General features: G+C 51.2%; 19 protein-coding genes and 1 pseudogene. 6 read left to right on the top strand and 14 right to left on the bottom strand.

Translation table 11 applies throughout. The annotated features are described in order from the left end of the window. Positions 1–3 precede the first annotated feature (3 nt). Together INP78_RS04055 and INP78_RS04060 are read right to left on the bottom strand one after the other, a co-directional pair. Positions 4–1,161, bottom strand: a complete 1,158-nt coding sequence (locus tag INP78_RS04055) for a metallophosphoesterase (protein ID WP_194740871.1) — start codon at positions 1,159–1,161, stop codon at positions 4–6. Positions 1,162–1,283: 122 nt separating this feature from the next. Further along, entirely contained in the window at positions 1,284–2,141 is an 858-nt protein-coding gene (locus INP78_RS04060) for a zinc dependent phospholipase C family protein (protein WP_194740872.1), read from the bottom strand. Between the two features lie 131 nt (positions 2,142–2,272). Here INP78_RS04060 and INP78_RS04065 point away from each other — a divergent pair, with 131 nt between their 5' ends. Continuing rightward, positions 2,273–3,463 (top strand): glycosyltransferase, encoded by a 1,191-nt coding sequence (locus INP78_RS04065; protein WP_194740873.1) that lies wholly within the window; start codon positions 2,273–2,275, stop codon positions 3,461–3,463. A gap of 127 nt (positions 3,464–3,590) precedes the next feature. On the opposite strand, the gene INP78_RS04070 is transcribed toward INP78_RS04065, so the two are convergent. Next, on the bottom strand, positions 3,591–3,914 hold the full coding sequence (locus tag INP78_RS04070) for a DUF1330 domain-containing protein (protein WP_194740874.1): 324 nt from the start codon (positions 3,912–3,914) through the stop codon (positions 3,591–3,593). A 185-nt stretch (positions 3,915–4,099) separates the two neighbouring features. On the opposite strand from INP78_RS04070, the gene INP78_RS04075 reads away from it, so the two are divergent. Then, positions 4,100–4,822, top strand: coding sequence for an MgtC/SapB family protein (locus tag INP78_RS04075; protein WP_228522631.1), 723 nt, complete (start codon positions 4,100–4,102; stop codon positions 4,820–4,822). Positions 4,823–4,881: 59 nt separating this feature from the next. Here the strand turns inward: INP78_RS04075 and pstB are convergent, their stop codons facing one another. The 6 genes from pstB to INP78_RS04105 form a co-directional block, all read right to left on the bottom strand. Further along, positions 4,882–5,661 (bottom strand): phosphate ABC transporter ATP-binding protein PstB, encoded by a 780-nt coding sequence (gene pstB, locus INP78_RS04080; protein WP_194740875.1) that lies wholly within the window; start codon positions 5,659–5,661, stop codon positions 4,882–4,884. Positions 5,662–5,686: 25 nt separating this feature from the next. Continuing rightward, entirely contained in the window at positions 5,687–6,625 is a 939-nt protein-coding gene (gene pstA / locus INP78_RS04085; RefSeq protein WP_194740876.1) for a phosphate ABC transporter permease PstA, read from the bottom strand. A gap of 79 nt (positions 6,626–6,704) precedes the next feature. Further along, complete coding sequence (gene pstC / locus INP78_RS04090; RefSeq protein ID WP_194741132.1) at positions 6,705–7,631, bottom strand: phosphate ABC transporter permease subunit PstC; 927 nt, start codon at positions 7,629–7,631, stop codon at positions 6,705–6,707. A 138-nt stretch (positions 7,632–7,769) separates the two neighbouring features. Then, complete coding sequence (locus tag INP78_RS04095; protein ID WP_194740877.1) at positions 7,770–8,765, bottom strand: PstS family phosphate ABC transporter substrate-binding protein; 996 nt, start codon at positions 8,763–8,765, stop codon at positions 7,770–7,772. A 123-nt stretch (positions 8,766–8,888) separates the two neighbouring features. Continuing rightward, positions 8,889–9,890, bottom strand: a complete 1,002-nt coding sequence (locus tag INP78_RS04100) for an inorganic phosphate transporter (RefSeq protein ID WP_194740878.1) — start codon at positions 9,888–9,890, stop codon at positions 8,889–8,891. Positions 9,891–9,899: 9 nt separating this feature from the next. Beyond that, positions 9,900–10,556 carry a DUF47 domain-containing protein gene (locus INP78_RS04105; protein WP_194740879.1) on the bottom strand — a complete coding sequence of 219 codons (657 nt, stop codon included), beginning with the start codon at positions 10,554–10,556 and terminating at the stop codon, positions 9,900–9,902. A 170-nt stretch (positions 10,557–10,726) separates the two neighbouring features. Between INP78_RS04105 and prfB the strand changes: the two genes are divergently transcribed. Further along, positions 10,727–11,831, top strand: a protein-coding gene (gene prfB / locus INP78_RS04110) for a peptide chain release factor 2 (protein WP_194740880.1) whose coding sequence is annotated in 2 segments (ribosomal slippage) — positions 10,727–10,807 and positions 10,809–11,831 — 1,104 coding nt in all. Because the reading frame shifts where the segments join, the coding sequence is not laid out codon by codon here. A gap of 54 nt (positions 11,832–11,885) precedes the next feature. On the opposite strand, the gene INP78_RS04115 is transcribed toward prfB, so the two are convergent. Further along, the gene (locus INP78_RS04115) at positions 11,886–12,266 is read right to left on the bottom strand and encodes a YchJ family protein (protein WP_194740881.1); all 381 of its coding nucleotides are present in this window, start codon (positions 12,264–12,266) and stop codon (positions 11,886–11,888) included. A gap of 141 nt (positions 12,267–12,407) precedes the next feature. On the opposite strand from INP78_RS04115, the gene INP78_RS04120 reads away from it, so the two are divergent. Together INP78_RS04120 and INP78_RS04125 are read left to right on the top strand one after the other, a co-directional pair. Then, entirely contained in the window at positions 12,408–12,641 is a 234-nt protein-coding gene (locus tag INP78_RS04120; protein WP_194740882.1) for a type II toxin-antitoxin system Phd/YefM family antitoxin, read from the top strand. Then, positions 12,638–13,030: a type II toxin-antitoxin system VapC family toxin gene (locus tag INP78_RS04125; protein ID WP_194740883.1), complete on the top strand. Its 393-nt coding sequence runs from the start codon at positions 12,638–12,640 to the stop codon at positions 13,028–13,030. The genes INP78_RS04120 and INP78_RS04125 overlap by 4 nt, the downstream gene beginning before the upstream one ends. A gap of 52 nt (positions 13,031–13,082) precedes the next feature. On the opposite strand, the gene INP78_RS04130 is transcribed toward INP78_RS04125, so the two are convergent. From INP78_RS04130 to acs, 3 genes are all read right to left on the bottom strand, one after another. Next, positions 13,083–13,559, bottom strand: a complete 477-nt coding sequence (locus INP78_RS04130; protein WP_194740884.1) for a hypothetical protein — start codon at positions 13,557–13,559, stop codon at positions 13,083–13,085. 20 nt (positions 13,560–13,579) lie between these two features. Beyond that, positions 13,580–15,154: a peptide chain release factor 3 gene (locus tag INP78_RS04135; RefSeq protein ID WP_194740885.1), complete on the bottom strand. Its 1,575-nt coding sequence runs from the start codon at positions 15,152–15,154 to the stop codon at positions 13,580–13,582. A 204-nt stretch (positions 15,155–15,358) separates the two neighbouring features. Next, entirely contained in the window at positions 15,359–17,335 is a 1,977-nt protein-coding gene (gene acs, locus INP78_RS04140; protein WP_194740886.1) for an acetate--CoA ligase, read from the bottom strand. 115 nt (positions 17,336–17,450) lie between these two features. Between acs and glnE the strand changes: the two are divergent. Beyond that, positions 17,451–20,177, top strand: a pseudogene (glnE, locus tag INP78_RS04145) (bifunctional [glutamate--ammonia ligase]-adenylyl-L-tyrosine phosphorylase/[glutamate--ammonia-ligase] adenylyltransferase); the annotation flags it as partial. A gap of 18 nt (positions 20,178–20,195) precedes the next feature. Here the strand turns inward: glnE and INP78_RS04150 are convergent. Then, positions 20,196–22,148: a diguanylate cyclase gene (locus tag INP78_RS04150; protein WP_228522632.1), complete on the bottom strand. Its 1,953-nt coding sequence runs from the start codon at positions 22,146–22,148 to the stop codon at positions 20,196–20,198. Between the last annotated feature and the right edge of the window lie 17 nt (positions 22,149–22,165).

Genomic DNA, 22,165 nt, shown 5'->3' on the forward strand with positions numbered 1-22,165 from the left:
CTGCTAATCGCTGGCTGGCACCAAGGTCAGGCAGGTGATTTCTGAAGGCGAGCCAAAGCGGTTAGGTGGGCCCCAATAGCCTGTGCCGCGGCTGACATAAATCCACAGGTCTTGCAGGCGATGCAGGCCAGCCACATAAGGTTGTTGTAGCGGCACAAAGTACTTCCAGGGCCAGAACTGGCCACCGTGGGTATGGCCTGATAATTGTAAATCGAAGCCTGCCGCTTCGGCAGCCTCTGCACTGCGTGGTTGGTGCGCCAGCAATATTTTGGGCGCATCGGCAGGCGCACCAGCAATCGCCGCCTGCGGGTCGCTGTGATGGTCGTCATAAAAATGACCTGCGGTATAGTCGGTGACGCCAGCCAGCACCAGTGTTGCGCCTTCGTGCGTGAGCTGTACATGCTCATTCAGCAATACGCGCACGCCTAGGCGCTCCAGCTCGTTAATCCAGGCCAGTGCGCCTGAATAATATTCGTGGTTCCCCGTCACAAAAAAACTGCCATGACGTGCTTCCAGCGTGGCCAGTGGGCGCGTATGTTCTGCCAGCTCATGCACGCGGCCATCGACCAGGTCGCCGGTAATGGCCACCAGGTCAGCCTCTAAAGAATTCACTTGTTGCACGATCCGTGACAGGTAACCTTGTTTGATGGTCGGGCCGACATGAATATCGCTGATCTGCACAATTTTAAAGCCATGCAAACTGTCTGGTAAGTCGCGCAATGGCACGGTGACATTGACCACGCGTGCCAGTTTGCGGGCATTGAAAAAGCCAATAATACTGATGCTAAACGCAGCAACGACGGCTAGTAAGGCAGATTGTTGTTCTACGGCTGTGAAATTGACTTGTATAAGATTGAGGGCATGCAAACCAGCCATCACCAGCAGGAACACATCGCGTAATACGGTGAATACCAGCAGGGAAGAGAATAGCCCCATGACGGTCATCGCTACCCAGCTGACGCCATCGCGCAAGGACTGGTTGCTGAAGCCGCGTGCCAGAAAGGCTATGGGCTGCAACAACGCAGAGACGATAAGTCCGGCCCAGCCTAGCCAGACCATTATGGTTGGCCAGGCGAGCTGTCCCAGCAAACGGGCACCAATGTAATAGTGTAAAAGACCTACCAGGGTGGTGGTCACAATCAGAAAGCGGAGAGGTGGCATGCGTGTATGGTCCAGAGGGCGTTCAGGGATGGATAGACCTTAGATGGCGGCAATGCCATCAGATTCAAGTCCATCGATTCAAACCCATAGATTCAAATCTAGCTGATCAAGCACCAGGTGAATCAACAGTCCGGCTGGTTAAACCATTGATGCTGGTAATGTTCAAACGCTTGTATCGCCCGTGTGGGTCGCAAGCGGGCATCCTGCAGGCACTTCTGGCGCCAGTCGTCCAGCTGTTCCATGCCCAGGTTGATATGCTCGGCGTGTAGCGATGGGAAGTGGCCGTTGAGCAGTTGCGGCAGGTCCTGCAAAGCCAGTGTGACCTGGTCACGGTAATAGCCCAGTTTGTGTTCAAATTCGTTATCCAGCCTGCGGTAACGGCCTAGCAGGTATTGCGGGATACGTGACAGGCGCAAGGCCTGGTCTGCACTCGCCAGGCGAGAGATGGCTTTATTGACAATGACGGCTTCACATTGCCATGATTGTGTCAGCGTCTCGACGATGGTTTTGCGGTGTATGCGCAGCAATTTACCCGGGGAGGGCATATCAGGCTGGTGCAGGTAAGCATCCATCGCCCATTCGGCGGCGGCATGCGTGAGCAGGCTGTGGTGTTGCCATTTGGCTTCAAAGGTCGGTACAAAGTGCTGGTGGGCGACCACATCCGTCAGCAAGTGGATGTTGTAGCCTATGCCCAATGCCAGTTGCCGTTCGTTTTTGGTATGCAGCAATTGCTGGCCCATGCCCCAGCCGTGACTGTGGCTAAACGTGCGCGAGACCACGGCCAGGTCGGGCAGGCAGGCACCGGCCATCACCAGGGTCGGGTAGCGGCGCATCACGCCTAGCCAGGGCAACGGCAGCAGCGGCAAGGCTTGCAGCCACTGGTGGGTATAGGCGACATGTGAATACAGGCCCCAGGCGTGTGCTTCGCTGGGCATGGCCAGTAACAACAGCAAACTGATGAGTAGGGTGCGGATTAACATGAGCGCACTTTGCACCTGCTACATGACAGTTGGATGAATGCTGTATGACGTTGATATGAAAGCATTTTTCGTCATAAAAGCATCACGAAGGCTTGTTAAGCTATGTGAGATTTGTTAACTCGGAATCCTGCATGAAAATATTGATGATTTCAGATGTGTATTTCCCGCGCGTGAATGGCGTGTCTACCAGCATCCGTACGTTTGCTGAAAGTTTGCGCGAGCAGGGCCATGTCGTCCATCTGATTGCACCGCAGTACCCAGGACAGCCAGCTTCCGCTGATGAAAACTGGATCACCCGTATAGACGCACGCAAAATCGTGTTCGACCCGGAAGATTATTTAATGAAGTGGTCAGCCTTGATGGCGTATGCCAATAGCCTGCACCCGGGTGATTATGACCTGGTACATATCCACACGCCATTTATTGCGCATTACGCCGGGGTTAAAATCGCTAAAAGATTGCAAGTGCCTGCGGTAGAGACCTACCACACCTTTTTTGAAGACTATATGCACCATTATTTGCCGTGGGTGCCGCGCAAATGGGCGGTGCGCATTGCGCAATCGGTGTCGCGCAAGCAATGTCAGCAGGTCGATACCGTGGTTTCGCCTTCGGCGCAGATGCGTGATGTGTTGCAGCAATATGGTGTGACGACACCGATCACCGTGATCCCGACTGGGCTGGATGCTTCGCGCTTTGTGCCTGGTGATGGTGCCGCGTTCAGGGAGAAATATGGTATCCCGGCGCAACGTCCGCTGTTACTGTTTGTGGGTCGCGTGGCGCATGAAAAGAACATCCAGTTTTTGCTGGAAATGCTGTCACTGGTGATTCAGGATCACCCGGAAGTGTTGCTGGTGATTACTGGCGAGGGCCCGGCCGAGCCTATGCTCAAGAAAATGGCACGTGATAATGGTTTGCAGTCACATGTCATGTTCCTGGGGTATCTCGATAGGGCGGTAGGCTTGAACGCCGCTTATCAGGCGGCAGATATTTTTGTGTTCGCCTCCAAGAGCGAAACGCAAGGCTTGGTATTGCTGGAAGCCATGGCGCAGTCTACGCCAGTGGTGGCGATTGCCGAGTTGGGCACCGCCTCTATTTTGCGCCAGGAACAGGGTGCCTTGATTGCCAAGGACGATGAGTTACACTTTGCCGAGCAAGTACAAACCTTGCTCATAGACCATCAATTGCGTGAGCGTGTCGGTAAACAAGGCAAGCGCTATGTGGAGCAAGTGTGGTCCAGCGACGCGCAGGCAAACAAGCTGCTCGAGTGCTATGAGCGCCTGATGCTGACGCATATGCCGATGGCGGCCTCAGCCGCTGCTTAAGGGATGTGTTGCTGAGTGAAATGTTGTGCTTGCTGTCTCACATTAGAGTGCGAGACAGCAAGGTGCAATACACTCGAATAATGCAGCGATTGCACCACTGGACACCCACTCAGGTCAAACTGAACGTTTATTTGGCAAGATAAGGGATGGTGCCTGCAACATCGGTATCATCAATCAGCTGAAAACGGCTCTCGGTGCCATCCTGTCTTGCTTTGGAGTAAGGGGCATACTCAGGATCATTCGCAAAGGCCAATGCAGATTCTTTGTTCGGAAACTGAATCAACGCAATTAAAGTATTTTCTAGTGGTTTACCCTCAAGCACGTCTATATTGGCGCTACGGCTCAAGTATTTGCCGCCATGTTTTGCAGCGATCAGGTGCACATGCTTTGCATATTCAGGCACCCATTGATCGTCTTTGATTAAAACATCTGCAATTAGAAACGCCGTCATTCTTCTCTCCTGAATTGTTTGTTGGTAAATGCGCAGTCTACCTAAGCTTTTAATGATTTGGTAAATTTCATTTTAAGCATATTGTCCAGATCCTCTGTGTCAGTGTCATGTCAGACGGCTTGCTTTACAATGCTGCCTGGTTGTTTCGGTGCGAAGTATCCGCAAGATATTTTTCAAGGATAGTCATGACATTGCAGGCCATTCAAAATATTAACCTCATTTCTTTGGCAGATTCATTGCTCAGCCTGACGGCAGCGTTTGTCTGCGGTGCCGTGATTGGCTTTGAACGCCAGTATCGGCAACGCACGGCGGGCTTGCGTACCAATGTGTTGGTCGCCGTCGGCGCCGCTATTTTTGTCGATATGGCCAATCGCCTGACCGGTAATGAGGGCGCCGTGCACGTGGTGGCTTACGTGGTCTCGGGCATTGGTTTTTTAGGCGCTGGCGTCATTATGCGTGAAGAAGGCAATGTGCGCGGGCTCAACACCGCGGCAACGTTGTGGGGCTCGGCGGCAGTGGGGGCGTGTGCGGGTGCGGATTTGTTATTAGAGGCGGTGTTAGGCACCTTGTTTGTGTTGGCAACCAATACGCTGTTACGGCCGGTGGTGAATCAGATTAACCGCAAGCCGATTGATACCTTGCGTGTAGAGTCGACCACCACCATTTATGTGATTGCGTTACGACAACACCAGAAAGAGGCGCTGACCTTGTTAGAAAGCATGCTGGCGGAGGTGCAATACCCAACCAAGCATTTACAGATGCATGCCTTTGGCAATGATTGCGTAGAGATTGAGGTGGAGTTATTAGCCGCAGCCATTAATAGTGATGAGCTGGATGCCGTAACGCAACGGCTATTGGCTGCAAGCTATATTCATCAGGCTTTCTGGAGCCCGAGTATGATGGATTAAACGTAACAAGACACATAAAAAAACGCCACATGATGTGGCGTTTTTTATTCAGACAGGCATTAACCAAACTTGCCGGTAATGTAGTCTTCGGTTTCTTTACGGCCCGGGTTGGTGAAAATTTTGTCAGTATCATCGTACTCGATCAATTCACCTAGGTACATATACGCGGTGTAGTCAGAGACACGCGCCGCCTGTTGCATGTTGTGCGTGACCACCAGGATCGTCAGCTTGCTGCGCAGTTCGACCATCAGCTCTTCAATGTTAGCCGTCGCAATCGGATCCAGCGCAGAGGTTGGCTCGTCAAACAGCATGATTTCCGGGTCAGTGGCCAAGGCACGGGCGATACACAAGCGTTGTTGCTGACCCCCAGAGAGGTTAAAAGCCAGGTCATGTAAACGGTCTTTGACTTCGTTCCACAACGCAGCACCTTTAAGCGCTTCTTCTACCTTGTCGTCCATGATGCGTTTGTTGTTTTCACCACGCACGCGCAGGCCGTAGGCCACGTTTTCGTAGATAGACTTTGGAAACGGGTTAGGTTTCTGAAACACCATGCTGATACGCATGCGCACTTCAATCGGGTCTACGCCTGCATCCAGCACATTGGTGTTGTCCGGGTGCATGACGATCTGGCCCTGGTATTTATTGCCAGGATACAAATCGTGCATACGGTTGAAGCAGCGCAGAAAGGTGGATTTTCCGCAACCGGATGGGCCAATCAGCGCCGTGATTTTGTTTTCATACAAAGGCATGGAAATGCCTTTGAGTGCGCGGGCGCCGTTGCTATAAAAAAAGTTTAAATCGCGTGCTTCGGCTTTTATTGCAGTTGTGACAGTGGCCATGAAGTTTCCTAAATCTTATGTGGCATTACCATTTAATATTTTTACGAATTTTGTAGCGTAACCAGATCGCTGCACCGTTCATTAACAGCGTGACAACAATGATCAGTGCACCGGTGGCCGCCGCATTGACATGGAAGGCATGGTCAGGGCGCGACAACCAGTTAAACATTTGAATCGGCATCACGGTAAAGCCTGAGGACAACCATTCAAAGTTAAGGAAGGGTGGCTCGGTCGTGATCGGGCTAGGTGGCAGGAAGGCAATAAAGGTCAGCGCGCCAATGGTAATGATAGGGGCAGTTTCACCCAGGGCGCGCGCCATGCCGATAATGATACCGGTGAGGATGCCGCCGTAAGAGTATTTAAATACGTGATCGTAAACGACTTGCCATTTGGTGGCGCCGACGCCGTAAGCCGCTTCACGGATAGACACCGGAATGGCGCGGATGGCTTCGCGGGTAGACACAATCACAATCGGCAGAATCAGCAGGCCTAATGTTAAACCCGCGGTGAGGATACTCTGGCCGAAGTCCAGCATGTAGACAAACAAGCCCAATGCCAGCAAACCGTAGATGATAGAAGGCACGCCTGCCAGGTTAGAAACGTTGATTTCAATCAGGTCGGTAAACCAGTTTTTTGGCGCATATTCTTCCAGGTATAAACCGGCGGCAACACCGATGGGAACTGCTGTCAGAAAAGTCACAGACATGACCAGTAAAGAACCTACCCAGGCAGACAGTAAGCCAGCACGACCAGCACGGCGTGACGGGAATTCAGTCAGAAAGTCCAGGCTGAATTTTGGATGGCCGTCAGCAATCAGTTGCCAGAACAGCAGCATCAATGTCATTAACCCTAGCATCAGGCAAATCAGGCCCAGGGTGGCAAATAATGTGTCATTACGCTTGTGGCGTTTAATCATGGCGCGGACGTCGGCCAGATTTTCGAGGACAGAAGCTTTATGTTCCATGGTGTGTGATTTCCGCATTAGCCAGTAGTCTGGCTACTGGCAGTGTATGGTGATTATGTGTCAGTAATAAGACAGTTTATTAGTAGCTTTCGCGGTATTTCTTGCGCACCCAGTGACCGAAAATATTGAATGACAAGGTCATGGCCATCAATACCAGGCCCGCGGCAAAAATACTTTGATAACCGATGCTACCGTGTGGCAAGTCACCCATCGCGACTTGTACGATATAAGCGGTAATGGTCGCTGCACTATCCAGTGGGTTAAAGGTCAGGTTAGGTTGCTGGCCTGCGGCAATCGCCACCACCATGGTTTCGCCCACTGCACGCGAGATGGCCAAGATATACGCAGCCACAATGCCGGAAATCGCTGCTGGCGTCACCACTTTAATCGCCGTCTGGAAGCGCGTCGCGCCCATGGCATAAGAGCCTTCACGCATGCTCATAGGCACTGCGCGCATGGCATCTTCAGACATGGAGGCAATGTACGGAATAATCATGATCCCCATTACAATCCCTGCGCCCAGCATGTTAAAGCTCGGCAGGTCAGGGTAGATGCTTTGCAGCAAAGGGGTGACGAAAAACAGGGCGAAATAGCCAAACACCACGGTAGGTACACCGACCAGGAGTTCCAGGATAGGCTTGATGATTTCGCGCGTTTTGTGTGAAGCAAATTCAGACAGGAAAATGGCTGAAATGGTACCAATCGGCACGGCCACTGCCAGCGCAATGGCAGAGGTGGTCAAAGTACCGGATACCAGCGGCATAATGCCGTAGTGCGCATCTTCAAATAATGGTGTCCATTGCGTGTCTGTGAAAAACTCAATGACAGAGACTGTTTTGAAAAAGCTCAGTGATTCGTATAGCAGCACACCAACAATGGCAAACGTGGTGGCGACAGCGACCAGGGCGGCCATCATCAGGATCAGTTCAATAATCCGTTCTTTGACATTGCGGCGGATGTTTTTCGCCAGTCTGGGGCTGATGGTCAGTTGCGCGGGAGCTTGCATTGCTTGAGTCGCCATAGTGTGTTGATCTTTTACTAATGATCAAGAGTATTGATCTGCCAGGGAAGAATTTTAGCGGATAATCCGCAGTTCAGGCCGAGTCATCACTAAAAAAGGGGCGTTGCAGCCCCTTTTTTATGATTACTTGATGCGGGATAACAAGTCAGTAATCTTGATGCCGACTTCTGAGGTACCGTTGAAGCCAGTGCCTGGTTTCATCGCCTTGAAGTGTTCTTTCACTGCGGTGTAATCTGCTTTAGGCAGTGGTACGTATTTCACTTCTTTGACCAGCTCTGGTGCGTTTTCCAGATAGTAGTTCACGAAAGCTTTGATCTCTGGCTTGAATGCGGCTGAAGTCGCATTCACGTAAATGAACAATGGGCGTGACAGCGGTTGGTAAGTGCCATCCATCACTGTTGCTTCAGATGGCAATACTGGTTTGCCGCCTTCTTTAGCCACCACAGGGACCGCTTTCAGTTTGTCAGTGTTTTCCAGGTAGTAAGCCAGACCGAAATAAGCCATACCGCCGTTGTTACCGGACACACCTTGCACCAGTACATTGTCATCTTCAGACGGTGTGTAGTCAGTGCGGCTTGCCTTGGCTTTGCCATTCACAGCTTCAGTGAAGTAGTCAAAGGTACCAGAAGCGGTGCCTGGGCCGTACAGGTTGATTGGTTTGTCTGGATAAGTGGCGTTTACTTCTTTCCAGCTTTTCACTTTGGAACCTGGCTCCCAGATTTTTTTCAGTTCAGCCACGGTGATTTGTTTCACCCAGTCGTTTTTAGCGTTCACGACCACCGTCAAGGCATCGTAAGCAATCGGCAGTTCAATAAACTGTACGCCGCCTTCTTTACACGCATCGATTTCTTTTTGTGAAATAGGACGGGAAGCATCAGAAATATCGGTTTCGCCGCGGCAGAACTTTTTGAAGCCGCCGCCAGTGCCGGACTCACCGACCGTGACCTTGACGCCTTTGGCGCGCTGAAACTCTTCAGCCACCGCCTCAGTAATCGGGTAAACCGTGCTAGAACCATCAATCTTGATGATTTTGTCCGCAGCCGCTGCTGAGTGCGCGAAGCTAAATGCCTGAACGATCAGACCGGCCATTAAAGTATTGCGGAACAAACGGGTTTTCATCTATACACTCCTGTGTTTGGTGTTGTCTGTTGTGATGGACGAGATCATAAGAATTTTATATGACAGAAATGTGACAAAAAATAAAAAAGGCGCAGTCTGCGCCCTTTTTATTGCCTTTTTAGCTTACAGCAAGCTTTCACCAATATGGTAGGCAATCGCCGCCATGATCGCGGCGCAGGGGATGGTCAGCACCCAGGCCCAGACGATGCGAGAGGCCAGGCCCCAGCGTACAGCCGTCATGCGGCGTGATAGGCCGACACCGACAATGGCACCGGTAATGGTATGGGTGGTGGAGACCGGAATGCCTAAACTGGTCGCCAGGAACAAGGCAATTGAGCCTGACGTTTGCGCGGCAAAGCCACCCGTCGGGCGAATTTTGGTAATGCCCATACCCATGGTGCGCACAATGCGCCAGCCACCAAACAGTGTGCCCAGGCCCATGGCCAGCTGGCACGAAATCACCACCCAGAATGGCACGTGGAAATCGCCGTGCAAATAACCATTGGCAAACAGTAGAACAGTAATGATGCCCATGGTTTTCTGCGCATCGTTAGCGCCGTGGCCCAGGCTGAACAGGGAAGATGAGATAAATTGCAGCTTGTTGAAGCGGCTTTCGATTTTATAGGGCGAGGATTTTTGAAACACCCACATAATGCCAATCGATAGCAACAGCGCGAGTATCATGCCAAACAAGGGTGACAGGATAATGGCGATACCGGTGCTGATCAGCTTGCTGCCTAAAATCACGCCTTTGGTGCCAGAATGGGCCATGCCCGCGCCAATCAGGCCGCCGATCAAGGCATGAGAAGACGAAGAGGGGATACCAAACCACCAGGTGATGACGTTCCAGGCGATGGCGCCGAATAGCGCACCAAAAATCACCGTGTTATTGACGATGTTGGGATCAATAATGCCTTTGCCCACGGTGTCGGCCACGTGCAGGCCAAAAAACAAAAAAGCGACAAAGTTGAAAAAGGCAGCCCAGATCACGGCCGCCTGCGGGGTGAGTAAACGGGTGGACACCATGAGCGCAATCGAGTTGGCCGCATCGTGAAAACCGTTCATAAAGTCAAAAATCAGGGCGACGAAGACGAGCACCGCCATGACCAAAATCACATGATCCATGGCGGGTTCCTAAATACGCTCTAAGACGACGCCATGAATGACATCGGCGACGTCTTCACAGCTATCGACGGCTTCTTCAAACAGGTCATACAATTGTTTTGAGCGGATGAGTGTGCGCGCATCATGGTCTTCTTCAAACAGCCTGTGCATGCCTGAACGCATGATATGGTCGGCTTCGCCTTCAATCTTGCTGATTTCTTCACAGGTGCGCAAAATACGCTCGGCATTTTTCATGTCAGACAACATGTGCACTGCGTCCTGTACTTTCTCAGAGGCACGCAGCAGGATTTGCGCCAGCGCCACCATTTCTGGCGTGAATTTGCTGTTGCCGTAAATTTCGACGCTTTGTGGAATCGCTTCCATATAGTCGATGATGTCATCGAGTGCCATGGCAAGCTCGCGAATTTCGCGGCGGTCAAATGGCGTAATAAAGGTTTTATGCAAGGACAGCAGAATTTCCTTGGTGTACTCATCTGCTTCAGACTCGATGTCGCGGATGTCTGAGAAATGTTTTTGAAAACTTGCCTGATCGACTTCTGCTGCCATCAGGGCCAGCACTTTGGAACCACGCACCGCACAATCGGCCAAACGGTTAAACAGTACAAAATAGTTATCGTTTCTGGGGCTGATTGCAGCCATGATGCGGCCAAAAGTGGCATTCGCCATTGGGTACTCCCTGGTGGTTTCAAAGTTTTGTGACAGGGATTTTACTATTTTGTGACAAAGTTTGTGACAAAAATCTGTATCTGAAACTCAATACCAGGCATGTTTTGGCGCTGAATCGCCGTTTTAGCTGCGGTATAATAGCGGTTTTTACACAATTTAAAATCAATCACATGGAAGCAGAACAACTAAATGCCATCGCCAATGCGTTGAGCGATTTAACCCAACGTCACCATGCCCTTCGGGGGTATCTTTGACTACGAAAACAAAGAGCAACGTTTAGCCGAAGTCAACGGCCTGCTTGAAGACCCTAAAGTGTGGGATGACGCTGAAAAAGCGCAAAAGCTGGGCAAGGAGAAACGCATGCTGGAAACCGTGGTCACCACACTGGATTCTGTCGCACAATCGCTAACTGACAGCCAGGAGCTGTTTGACATGGCGCGCGAAGAAAGCGACGACGATACGCTGCTGAGCGTGAATGATGACGTACAAAAAGTCGAGAAAACCATCGCCGAGATGGAATTTAAACGCATGTTTTCCCAGCCGATGGATGCTAATAACTGCTTTATTGAGTTCCAGTCTGGCAGTGGCGGCACTGAAGCGCAAGACTGGGCAGGCATGTTGTTGCGTATGTATCTGCGTTATGTCGAGCGCAAGGGCTTTACCGTAGAAGTGCTGGAAGAGTCCGAGGGCGATATTGCCGGTATTAAAGGCGCGTCACTCAAAGTCAGTGGCGATTATGCATTTGGTACTTTGCGTACTGAGAGCGGCGTCCATCGCTTGGTACGCAAGTCACCGTTTGATGCCAACTCCAAACGCCACACCAGTTTCGCTAGTGTGCAGATATTCCCCGAGGTGGATGATTCGATTGAAATCGAAATCAACCCGGCGGATTTGCGTATTGATACCTACCGTGCCAGTGGCGCCGGTGGTCAGCATATTAACAAGACCGACTCCGCGGTGCGGATTACCCACTTGCCAACGGGTGTTGTCGTGCAATGCCAGAACGACCGTTCACAGCATAGAAACAAAGAAGAAGCGATGAACATGCTGAAAGGCGCGTTGTATAACCTCGAGCTGAGCAAACGTAACGAAGAAAAACAGGCGCTGGAAGATGCCAAAACCGATATTGGCTGGGGACACCAGATCCGCAGTTACGTGTTGGACCAAGGCCGGATTAAAGACCTGCGCACGGGGGTTGAGATCGGCAATACGCAAGGCGTGCTCGATGGCGACCTGGATCCATTTATTATGGAAAGCCTGAAGCAGGGGCTGTAATTTGACCTAATAAAAAAGGCAGCGAAATCGCTGCCTTTTTTATTGCCGGGTCATTCAATCAATCTGCCCGTCAATATAGAGCCATTGCCCACTTTCACGGCTAAAACGGCTGTGCTCGGTTAATTGCTCTTTCTTCTGTTGGCCACTCTGGAAGGTCGCTACAAACTTCACCAACGCGTGATCCGCATCCACTTGCGTATGCGACAGCACTTGCAGCTTCAGCCATTTAATGCCCTTGAGGTCTTCTTGCGTAAGGGTGGTGGGGCGGGTGTCAGCCTGCCAGGTTTGCAAAATATAGTCTGGCAACTTCAGTGCATAAGCGCTGTAACGTGAGCGCATCAGGCGTTCGGCATTGGGCGCTGCCAGTCCATGATGTAATGGCTGGCAGCAGTCGGCATAGGCTTTTCCGCTATAGCAGGGACAGGGATTTCTCATCGTGACACCAGATTGCAAAGACGCCATTATACGCGTTGCTAAAGCGATAAATGCTTTATCTGCATACACAATTATGACTATTTAAAATGGTCATAATTGTGTATGATGGACTGAAGTTGAAAAATGTCTGAGGAGGTTTTTATGCATAATCACGTGTCGAAATCGATGCTAAAAGCTAAAGCGCTTGAGTATTTTCGCGAAGTTGAAACAACTGGCGAACCTTTGATTGTCACTGACCATGGCAAAGCTAAGCTGGAAATTAGAAGGTATCAGGACCAAGGTGAAAATCCTTTGCATGTATTAAAGGGCTCTGTGCTCAAGTATGAGGCTCCCTTTGCTTCTATTGATGAAGGTGAATGGGAAAGCCTCAAGTGATTGTATTGGATACGCATATATTGGTTTGGTGGGTCAGCAATGATGCGCAGTTAAGTCAGGCAGCAAAGAATGCGATTGAGTATGAGCTGAGTGCTGGTGAGCTTATCATCTCCAGCATTACTGCATGGGAGGTTGCCATGCTCGTACAAAAAAACAGATTAATACTTTCTATGGATGTCGATGCGTGGTTAACGGCTATCAGCCACATTAATCGCGTCCGGTTTTATCCGGTAGACAATGAGATTGCTGTGAAGTCGGCATCATTGCCAGACGAGTTTCACAAAGACCCGGCAGATAGGATGATTGTGGCAACTGCGCGAAAGCTAGGGTGCGCGCTCATTACTGCGGATGAGAAAATACGCAATTATCAGCATGTTAAAACAATCTAAATATTAACCTGTGCCAGAAACGCAGTATCTAGATGCATGCGTTAAACCAATACTAAAATAATTCTGCCTGTGCTGCAGGCGGCGCAGCCCGCAGTTGGTCGATATTAATCTCAAAAATCCCCAGCTTACCAGCGCAGGGCATCAGCGGTAACGGCGTCGCCTGCGCAAATAAAAAACCGTAATACTCCTGATGCACGCCACCAAAATGCGCACGTTGTTCGCGACTAATGCCCGCAGGCAATTCACCAGGCTTGCTGCATAGCACTAGCCTGGCGATACCCACCACGCCACCATATTGCAGTTTGTCTTTGTCGGGAATAGGGATGCCGGTATGGGATTTGATGTATTGGTAGTATTCCTCATACAGGCCTTTGCTGGCATGTATGAGCATGGGGCCGCGATATTGCGTGCCCCAACTGCGGTCATCCACCAGCAGGTAGCCGTTCGCGATCAGCCAGGCAAACGGTTGCTTAAACGATAAAGCCTTGATGGCACCCGACAGGCGATCAGGTTGCGCTTGTGCTGACATGGACTAACCGCGAATTAAGTTTAGGCAATTTCCCGTGTTTCCATAAACTGGATATCCGGGTAACGCTCTTGCGCCATTTGCAGGTTCACGCGGTTAGGCGCCAGGTAGACGTAGTCATCGGCGCTATCGAGGCCGACGTTAAAGCCGTATTTATCCGCAATGGCCTTCAGGTCGGCGTCTGAGCCTTTGAGCCAGCGCGCCGTGTAGCAGTCATAAGGCTCAAATACCATGTCGACGCCATATTCGTGCTCCAAACGGTGCGCCACGACGTCAAACTGCAGCATACCCACGGCGCCCAGAATCAGGTCGTTGGATAACAGCGGACGGAACAATTGTGCTGCACCTTCTTCTGATAGCTGTTTGAGGCCGATTTGTAACTGCTTCATTTTCATCGGGTTTTTAATGCGTGCGCGGCGGAAAAATTCCGGTGCGAACGATGGGATGCCAATGAATTTAAGCGCTTCATTCTCGGTAAAAGTGTCGCCTAACTTGATGGTGCCGTGGTTAGGGATGCCGATAATGTCACCGGAATAAGCTTCGTCCATGATGGTGCGGTCTTGCGCCATAAACGTAATCGCGTTATTGACGTTGAGCATCTTGCCCGAAGCCACTTGCTTGATTTTCATGCCACGCTCAAAACGGCCAGAGCACACGCGCAAAAAGGCAATGCGGTCACGGTGTTTTGGGTCCATATTGGCCTGGATTTTGAACACAAAACCAGCGAATTTTTCTTCGTTAGCAGCCACCGCGCGGGTAGCAGTTTTGCGGGCTTGTGGTGGTGGCGATAAATCAACCACGGCATCCAGCAGGGATTGCACGCCAAAGTTATTCACCGCCGAGCCAAAAAACACTGGCGTTTGTTTGCCGCTTAAATAACGTTCTTTGTTGAACTCATTGGAGGCGCCACGTACCAGTTCAATGTCGACGCGCAACTCTTCGGCCTGGTAGCCTATCAGTTCGTCCAGGCGTGGGTTATCCAGGCCTTGAATGGTCTCAGACGTGCCTTTTTCGGCGCGCGGGTCAAAGAATAAAATGGAGTCATTGACCAGGCTATACACGCCACGGAAGGTTTTACCCATGCCGATCGGCCAGGTCATGGGTGCACATTCCATGCCCAATGTGGTTTCGATTTCATCTAGCAACTCAATCGGCGCGCGGCTTTCGCGGTCCAGCTTGTTGATAAAGGTGATAATCGGTGTGTCGCGCATGCGGCACACATTCAGCAACTTGATAGTTTGCGCTTCCACGCCATTTACCGAGTCAATCACCATCACAGCAGAGTCCACCGCTGTTAAGGTACGATAGGTATCTTCGGAGAAGTCATCATGGCCTGGTGTGTCTAGCAGGTTGACCATGTGCTCGCGGTAAGGAAACTGCATGACGGAGGAGGTGACTGAAATACCGCGTTGCTTTTCCAGTTCCATCCAGTCCGAGGTGGCATGGCGCGCGGCTTTACGGCCACGCACTTCACCGGCGACCTGAATCGCGCCACCAAACCACAACAGTTTTTCTGTGAGCGTGGTTTTACCCGCATCCGGGTGCGAAATAATGGCAAAGGTACGGCGGCGTTCGACTTCTTGCTGCAAACTGGACATGAAAAAATAGCGCTTTGGAAAAAAGCGCTATTCTAACCTAATCAAACACTTGGCCGGATTATTTTCGCATCAGGAAGATGGCCACTGCTGCGAAAATAATCAGGATGATTAAACCTTCCATAGACTGTCTTTAAAAAACAATTTTTGCCGCCGATGAACGCGGATAAACGCGGATAGTTTCTTGGTTTTTCCGCGTTATTCGGCTTAGTTTACAGGTTGTTTCAGTTGGTCCAAAATCGCCGGGTTGTCCAATGTGGAAATGTCGGAAGTGATTTCCTCGCCTTTGGCCAGGCTGCGCAACAAACGGCGCATGATCTTGCCCGAGCGTGTTTTAGGCAGGTTGTCGCCAAAGCGGATTTCGTCTGGTTTGGCAATTGGGCCAATCTCTTTACCTACCCACTCGCGTAGTTCGGCAACGATCTTTTTGGCCTCTTCGCCTTCTGGTCGCTTGCCTTTGAGCACGACATAAGCCACGACGGATTCACCTTTAATCGGGTGCGGTTTGCCGACGACGGCAGATTCGGCCACCAAATGATTGGCAACCAGTGCCGATTCGATTTCCATGGTGCCTAAGCGGTGACCAGAGACGTTGAGCACGTCGTCGATACGGCCCATGATGGTGAAGTTGCCAGTGTCGGCATCGCGTACTGCGCCGTCGCCAGCGAGGTATAAATTGCCGCCCAATTCAGCCGGGAAGTAGCTGGTTTTATAACGCTCGGGGTCGTTGTAAATAGTGCGTATCATGGAGGGCCATGGCTTTTTAATCACCAGCAAGCCGCCGCTGCCCCAGGGAATGTCTTTGCCAGTTTCATCCACCACGTCGATATCAATGCCGGGGAAGGGCAGGGTACAGGAGCCTGGTACCAGTGGTGTCGCCCCTGGCAAAGGGGTGATCACATGGCCGCCAGTCTCTGTTTGCCAGAAGGTGTCTACAATCGGGCAGCGGTTGCCGCCGACCTGTTCGTAGTACCACATCCAGGCTTCCGGGTTGATCGGTTCGCCAACCGTGCCCAGCAGGCGCAGGCTGGATAAGTCAAAGTGGTTAGGGTGAGTAGTGAAGTCAGTTTCACCGGCTTTAATCAGTGAGCGGATCGCTGTCGGCGCGGTGTAAAACACGCTGACTTTGTGGCGCTGGATCATTTCCCAGAAACGGCCTGCGTTAGGGAAGGTCGGGATGCCTTCAAACACGATTTGTGTCGCGCCCATGGCGAGCGGCCCGTAGGTCACGTAGCTATGGCCGGTAATCCAGCCCACATCGGCCGTGCACCAGTAAATGTCATCCGGCTTAATGTCAAAAGTCCAGCGCATGGTATTCATGGCATGCAGCAAGTAACCGGCCGAGCTATGTTGTACACCTTTGGGTTTGCCGGTAGAGCCAGAGGTGTAGAGCAGGAACAGCGGATGCTCGGCATCGACCATCACCGGTTCACAGGTATCGGCCTTATCGGCAATCAGGTCATGCCACCAAACACATTTGCTATCCCAGGCCACATCCAGGCCGGTTTTTTTGAACACCACCATGTGGCGGATGCTGTCACAGCCACCCATGGCGATGCCTTCATCGACCGCTTGTTTCAGTGGCAGGGTTTTGCCACCACGATATTGGCCGTCGGACGTGATCACAGCGACCGCACCGGCATCAATAATCCGTTCATTCAGGCTTTTGGCTGAGAAACCGCCGAATACTACGGAGTGGATAATGCCCAGGCGCGCGCAGGCCTGCATGGCGACGATGGCTTCAATGCCCATCGGCAGGTAAATAATGACACGGTCACCTTTGACCAGGTTGAGCGATTTCAAGCCGTTGGCGAACTGACACACCTGGTGATATAGCTCTTTGTAAGTGACGTTTTTTACATCGCCGTTATCTGCTTCAAAAATAATGGCGGTTTTGTTCGGGATGGTTTGCAGGTGCTTGTCCAGGCAGTTGGCAGAGGCGTTGAGCTCGCCATCTTCAAACCATTTATAGAAGGGCGCATTGTCCTGATTCAGCGTTTTTGTGAATGGCTTGTGCCAAATCAATAACTCGCGCGCCAGTTTGGCCCAAAATCCTTCGTAATCCTGCAATGCTTCTGCATGCAGACGCTGGTATTCCTCCATGCTGCCGACTGCCGCCTGGCTGGAGAAAGCCTTGCCTGGCGCGAATACGCGGTGTTCATGAAGTACAGATTCGATAGACATAGCGTCCCCCAAAAATCAATGTCAAAAAATGAAAGTGTGAGCGAACCTCAGGTATTATTGTTTTGGTTCTGATTGACAAACTCTCCGAGCACACAACTCATTACAAGAGCAAAAACTCATGCAACAGCTTGCCCAAATTCTAACAGAAAAGCAGGTCGCGTCTACAGAAGCCGCCTATTTGCTGCATGCAGCAGCCTGCAGCCCATTTTTTGCCAGATTCGTTACGAAACATACAGATTTTATAACTGATTTGTTAGATAACTTATATAAGACATATAAGACTGAAAATGTTAACGCATTGTTTTTATATGAAAAAAATATTGAAGAATCTGTTTTTTTGCAACAAATCAGGCTGATCCGGCAACGTTTAATGGCACATATGATCGTCCGCGATTTGAATGGCCTGGCAGACTTTGCCGAAGTGGCAGAAACCACCAGTGCATTGGCAGAATCTGCGATTACGGCGGCGGTGGACTTTTATCATGCGCGCCTGGCAGAAACCTATGGTGTGCCGCGTGATGCCAGCGGACAAGCGCAGCAAATGATTGTGGTCGGAATGGGCAAACTGGGTGGCCGAGAACTCAATGTGTCGTCTGACATAGACCTGATCTTTGCCTATGAGCAGCAGGGCGACACCGACGGTGCAAAATCCATCAGTAACCAGGACTTTTTTACCCGGCTAGGCAAAAAAGTCATCGCGGCGCTGGATGATGTCACTGCCGATGGCTTTGTCTTTCGCGTGGATATGCGTTTGCGGCCATTTGGCTCTGAAGGTGCCCTGGTATGTAACCTGGATGCGCTGGAAGATTATTACCAGAATTATGGCCGCGAGTGGGAGCGTTATGCCTGGATTAAAGGCCGCGCCGTGTGTGGGCCGGATGCCGCATTAACTAAGGTAATGAAGCCGTTTGTGTTCCGCAAATATCTGGATTTCAATGCCTATGCTTCCATGCGCGATTTAAAAGTGCAGATCCAGCGTGATGTGGTGCAACGTCGTTTGTCGGACAATATCAAGCTGGGGCGTGGCGGTATCCGTGAGGTGGAGTTTATTGCGCAAGTATTCCAGCTGATTCGCGGTGGACAAGTGCCCGATTTGCAGATCAAACCCACATTAGCCGTATTGGACTGTTTGGCAACGCGCGGCATGTTGCCCGCTGATGATGTGGCGGCCTTAAAGGAAAGTTATATTTACCTGCGCAACCTGGAACATCGCCTGATGTATATCGATGACCAGCAAACGCAGGATTTACCGGACTCTGAGACTTACCGTGGCTATTTGTTGCAGATGGTCAAGCAGCCAGATTGGGCCAGTTTTATGGTTGAGCTTAATATCCACCGTGACCGCGTGCAGCGCTTTTTTGATGACACGTTTAAAGACGAGCAAAGCAACGATTTGCAGCAGGAAACGGCCTTGTGGCAAGGCACGGTGAGTGGTAGCGAAGCCGGGCAATGGCTGCAGCAGCATGGTTACACCCGGGCTGATGATATTGTGCACTTGTTGCAGCAAACGCGTAACAGCCAGCGCATCCAGCAATTGCCTGAGCAGAGCCGCCGTCGCCTGGACCAGCTCATGCCATTGTTGTTGCGCGAGGCCAGCCAGCAGCAAAGCACTACGCCGGATACGGCACTGATCCGTACGCTGGATTTGCTGGAAAGTATTTGTCGCCGCGCCAGCTATCTGGCGTTGCTGGCCGAGTTTCCGGATGCGCTGGCTTTGATTGTGAAACTCTGTGCCGCCAGCCAGTGGATTGCGCAATATGTGTCTGCCCACCCGATTTTGCTCGACGAATTGCTCAATAAGCAAACGCTGTTTAAACGGCTGGATGCCGCGCAATTAAAGATTGAACTCACGCGGCATATGCAGCAACTGGCAGGCGATGTGGAGGCACAAATGGACGCCATGCGCCATTTCAAGCATGCCAATGTGCTCAAAATTGCCGCGCAGGATTTAATGACGGCTTTGCCGCTGGAAGCGATTTCAGATGATTTAAGCGCTTTGGCTGATGTGATTCTGCAAGTGAGTATGCAAGCGGTATGGCAAAACCTGTCGTTTAAGCATCTTGAGGTGCCCAAGTTTGCGGTGATCGGTTACGGTAAATTGGGCGGCAAAGAGCTCGGTTACTTATCTGATCTGGATATTATTTTCCTGTTTGAAGATGACGCCGACAGGGCGCAGGAGATTTATGCGCGCTTTGCCCAGCGGCTGAATACCTGGTTTAACACCCTAACCAATGCCGGGCTGTTATATGAAACCGACTTGCAATTGCGGCCGGATGGTAACAGTGGCTTGCTGGTGAGTACCGTGCAGGCGTTTGCCGAATACCAGCAACATAAGGCCTGGGTATGGGAGCACCAGGCCATTACGCGTGCGCGGTGTGTGGCAGGCGATGCTGCGATTGGTGCATCGTTTGAACAGATTCGCCACCAGATTATGTGCCAGCCACGTGACACCTCTGCACTCCAACAAGAGATTGCCCAGATGCGCGAAAAAATGCGCGAAGCGCATAAGCCAAAAGCGGGGCGTTTCGACGTCAAACAGGGCGTCGGCGGTATTATTGATGTCGAGTTTATCGTGCAATACCTGGTGTTGGCGCAGTCGGCCAAGCATCCTGAGTTAACTGACAATATTGGCAATATTGCCTTATTGCAGCGTTGTGCCAAGCTGGGGTTGATTGCGTCAAGTGCGCTGGCTGAAAGCGTCGCGGATGCTTACCGTGAATATCGTACCTTGATTCACCATGCCAAACTGCAAGGTCAGGATGCCGTGGTGGCTGATGACCAGTTGCAAGCCGAGCGGGCTGCCGTCGTACAATTATGGCAGGCGTTGTTCGTTAATGACTAATGGTGCTGCGAACGCAGTCTAGTTGTCTGGGGTATGTTCCTGTAGCGTTGCGTTATCGTTGTAGGTGATCACCAGGTTACGGCCAGACTGCTTGGCTTCATACAGCGCCAGGTCGGCATGCTTATACAGCAGTTCATAGGCATAAATGGTCTCTGTTGCGCAAGAGATGCCGATGCTGATGGTGGTGTGGAAGCTTTGTATCCGTTGCGTGGTATAAAACGACAACTCGGCAATCCTGACGCGGATGCGTTCGGCAATCACGCGTGCTTCTTCCAGGCTGGTGTTAGGTAAAACCACGGCGAACTCCTCGCCACCCAGCCTGCCCAGCAGGTCTTTTTCACGGATGGTGTTTTCTATGGTGCGCGCGCAAGCCACCAGCACCTGATCGCCTTGTGGATGGCCATAAGTGTCGTTGATGACTTTGAAGAAATCGATATCCAGCATTAAAAAGCACAGTGGCTCGCCAGCGTGATCTGCTTGTTGCAATAAGGCCTTGGCACGATTGTAGAAAGAGTGACGGTTGGGGATTTGCGTCAGGCTATCAATCGTGGCTTCTTTTTCGGCTTTGTCTTTTGCGCGCTGTAATTCACGCGTCCTCACTTTGACTTGGTCCTCCAAGGAATGGGTCAGGCGCTGCATGTCACTGCGGAAGTGCTGCAAACTACCAGACATGCTTTTGAACAGTTTGGCCAGCTTGCCAATCTCATTATCCAGGTGGTCGGGCAAAGGCAGTGCGTTGCTGGTGATTTTTTCGTAACGTTGCCCTTCAATGGCGCTCGATGCATCCATAAAGGTTTCCAGCGGCTGGACGACTTTTTTCATCATCACCAGATACAGCATGATGAGTTCAATCACCAGTGCAAACAGGCTGACAATCAGGATGAATTTTGCTGCCTTGAGCGATGGCGAGGAGAGCAGCGATTTCGGGTACACGGTGACAAACCACCAGCCAGGACCATCAATTTTGGTCACTGCAAGAAACTCTTCATCGGCTTCGACAATAAAGTAATCCTTTTGTTTTTTCTGGATATGGGTATGCAGCGTTTTAAAGTAATGCTGCAGCTGCGTGTCTTTTAGCTGTGAAATCATCAACATGCCGCGTGTGCGGTTCATTTCTTTGATTTTTTCCGGGTGCGCAATCAGGCGGCCGTCGTCCCTGAAGATAAAATTATAGGTGCCGGATAAATGGTCGTTAAACACACGGTCAAACAAGGCGTTGAGCAGGATATCGTGGCCGATATTCAGGGTGTTGGTCGGCGTGATATCAATCGGCGTTTCCAGTGACACCATCCATTCCAGCGCGGTTGGGTCGAAGTAAAGGCCGGTCCAGACACTTTTGCGTTCGGGATTATTTTGCCGCGTGGTGATATAGACCCACTCTTCACTCAGTACATTCAGTTTGCTGGTGGCGTTATCCGCCCATCTCACACCTGGCCAATACACAATATTGACGTTCTCAGGCATGGAGACGTAGAGGTTGGCAAACTGCTGGGTCCAGGCCACGCCAAAGTGGTCCACCATGGTGTAGGCGAGCAGCAGTTTCTTTCTAAACGCATTGTTTTCAATCGGCGCATTGGCGCCAATATAGGCGGTGACGTCCTTGCTCAGCAGGCCGGAGTGATTGAAATAACCATCGTAGGCTTTTTTCTGCAAATGGATAGTATGGTCGGCCCTTCTTTCAAACACATGCCAGAAGAAGTGGTCGTTATAGAAAAAGTCCTGTTGCCAGTGGGCCAGGTAAGTCGCCCTGAAAATCCGGTGATTTGACTCGGCCAGTTTGAAAATTCCGCTCTCGCGTTGTCCGCGCTCCTGAATATAGTGCTCCAGGCCGTCTATGGTTGAGCTCACCAGGGTTTTGTAGATGTGCCAGTAGGTTAATGCACTCACAGCGATGATGACGATGCTGACCCTGGCGGCCATCTGCAACATCACATCCATGGTCAATGATTGTTTGTAGTTCGGGAAACGCATGATCAATCCGGGAAAGC

The sequence above is a fragment of the Methylophilus sp. 14 genome, assembly GCF_015354345.1.
In the GTDB taxonomy this organism is placed as follows: Bacteria; Pseudomonadota; Gammaproteobacteria; order Burkholderiales; family Methylophilaceae; genus Methylophilus.

What these genes read in the sequence shown, in the direction of transcription:
- INP78_RS04075 (WP_228522631.1), top strand. Translation starts at nt 4,100, where the DNA reads ATGACATTGCAGGCCATTCAAAATATTAACCTCATTTCTTTGGCAGAT.
- pstC (WP_194741132.1), bottom strand. Translation starts at nt 7,631, where the DNA reads ATGCAAGCTCCCGCGCAACTGACCATCAGCCCCAGACTGGCGAAAAAC.
- pstA (WP_194740876.1), bottom strand. Translation starts at nt 6,625, where the DNA reads ATGGAACATAAAGCTTCTGTCCTCGAAAATCTGGCCGACGTCCGCGCC.
- INP78_RS04115 (WP_194740881.1), bottom strand. Translation starts at nt 12,266, where the DNA reads ATGAGAAATCCCTGTCCCTGCTATAGCGGAAAAGCCTATGCCGACTGC.
- INP78_RS04070 (WP_194740874.1), bottom strand. Translation starts at nt 3,914, where the DNA reads ATGACGGCGTTTCTAATTGCAGATGTTTTAATCAAAGACGATCAATGG.
- INP78_RS04095 (WP_194740877.1), bottom strand. Translation starts at nt 8,765, where the DNA reads ATGAAAACCCGTTTGTTCCGCAATACTTTAATGGCCGGTCTGATCGTT.
- INP78_RS04100 (WP_194740878.1), bottom strand. Translation starts at nt 9,890, where the DNA reads ATGGATCATGTGATTTTGGTCATGGCGGTGCTCGTCTTCGTCGCCCTG.
- INP78_RS04150 (WP_228522632.1), bottom strand. Translation starts at nt 22,148, where the DNA reads ATGCGTTTCCCGAACTACAAACAATCATTGACCATGGATGTGATGTTG.
- INP78_RS04060 (WP_194740872.1), bottom strand. Translation starts at nt 2,141, where the DNA reads ATGTTAATCCGCACCCTACTCATCAGTTTGCTGTTGTTACTGGCCATG.
- pstB (WP_194740875.1), bottom strand. Translation starts at nt 5,661, where the DNA reads ATGGCCACTGTCACAACTGCAATAAAAGCCGAAGCACGCGATTTAAAC.
- INP78_RS04065 (WP_194740873.1), top strand. Translation starts at nt 2,273, where the DNA reads ATGAAAATATTGATGATTTCAGATGTGTATTTCCCGCGCGTGAATGGC.
- acs (WP_194740886.1), bottom strand. Translation starts at nt 17,335, where the DNA reads ATGTCTATCGAATCTGTACTTCATGAACACCGCGTATTCGCGCCAGGC.
- INP78_RS04120 (WP_194740882.1), top strand. Translation starts at nt 12,408, where the DNA reads ATGCATAATCACGTGTCGAAATCGATGCTAAAAGCTAAAGCGCTTGAG.
- INP78_RS04105 (WP_194740879.1), bottom strand. Translation starts at nt 10,556, where the DNA reads ATGGCGAATGCCACTTTTGGCCGCATCATGGCTGCAATCAGCCCCAGA.
- INP78_RS04135 (WP_194740885.1), bottom strand. Translation starts at nt 15,154, where the DNA reads ATGTCCAGTTTGCAGCAAGAAGTCGAACGCCGCCGTACCTTTGCCATT.
- INP78_RS04055 (WP_194740871.1), bottom strand. Translation starts at nt 1,161, where the DNA reads ATGCCACCTCTCCGCTTTCTGATTGTGACCACCACCCTGGTAGGTCTT.
- INP78_RS04130 (WP_194740884.1), bottom strand. Translation starts at nt 13,559, where the DNA reads ATGTCAGCACAAGCGCAACCTGATCGCCTGTCGGGTGCCATCAAGGCT.